Origin of the sequence: Brevundimonas sp., from assembly GCF_004210735.1 — a bacterium.
Taxonomy (GTDB): Bacteria; Pseudomonadota; Alphaproteobacteria; order Caulobacterales; family Caulobacteraceae; genus Brevundimonas.
The window spans coordinates 1-1,079 of sequence record NZ_SDZL01000153.1 but is presented as its reverse complement, the minus strand read 5'-3'; the positions used below and the strand labels follow the sequence as shown (position 1 = coordinate 1,079).

At 64.6% G+C, this 1,079-nt stretch carries 1 protein-coding gene; it reads right to left on the bottom strand.

Annotation, left to right across the window (positions count from 1 at the left end; translation table 11 throughout):
• The coding region (locus EON91_RS14555) for a TonB-dependent receptor plug domain-containing protein (protein ID WP_292096143.1) at nucleotides 1–1,079 on the bottom strand (1,079 nt) is incomplete at both ends.

Below are 1,079 nucleotides of genomic sequence, written 5' to 3'. Positions count from 1 at the left end.
CCGATACGACCATTGAAGCCGCCCGAAACGCGGAAGCCCTGATAGTCGTACTGGTTCAGCGCAGTGTCGTCGCCGAACGCCGATGTGCCCTGGAAGGCAAACGTGCGGTACAGCGAGCTGGCCGCGCCACCGATCGATAGCCCTTGTGTGCCCGCTCCCAGCGTCGTGCCGGTGTCCGAGAGGAATTGGGCGACATAGGGGTTGGCAACCGGGATATAGAGTTCAGACCCGGTCTGCGCCATGGCCGGACCACGCGAGGTGGGCAGCGAAGGCGACACGTGGGTGGCCGAGCGAACTTGGCCATAGGCCGCGTCCAGGTGGAACTTGGTGTCGTCGTTGAGACGCGCGTTCAGCTGACCGTAGGCGCGATACGTGTCCTGCTCTTCCACGAGGTTATAGAACGGGAAGTAACCGAAACGGCAGAAGCCGGCGTTCGGCGTGCCAGGAGCCGACCATGCGCCGCCGATGGCGCCGCAGTTTGACGAACGCGAACCAACCGCCAGGGCGTTGTCATAAATGGAACCCCCGGCTGCGACGGCGTTGCCGTTCTGGGTGTAGCCAACCGTCGGGCCAAACTCGTTCGCTTGCGTGAACTGACCGCCTGGGCCCGTCGGCGTGAGCGTGCCGGGGAGAGCGCCGCGCGGTGTGTAAACACCGATGTTCGACAGAGCCGACCAGGGCGAGAGGTTGGTGGAGAAGGGCGTCTGAGCCCAGTCACGTTTGTCGGGCGTCAGCGGCGAGCGGTGCTCGTATTCCACCGACCAGAGGAAGTTGACGTCGCCCTCGCCGAAGCCGCCGAGCAGGCTGGCGGTGTAGTCGCCATCCGAACCGTCGATGTACTTGTAGGTCGCCTGGCCTTCGAGACCGACGAACTCATCGCGCGTGATGAAGTTGATAACGCCGCCGACAGCGTCCGCGCCGTAGGTCACGGCCGCGCCGTCTTTCAGCAGTTCGGTACGGGCCAGAGCCGCGCCCGGAATGAACGAGACGTTCGTCGAAACGCGACGGCCGTTCAGCAGGGTCAGCGATTTTTCAGCGCCGATACCGCGAAGGTTGAAGCTCACCGCGCCCGGGGCGGA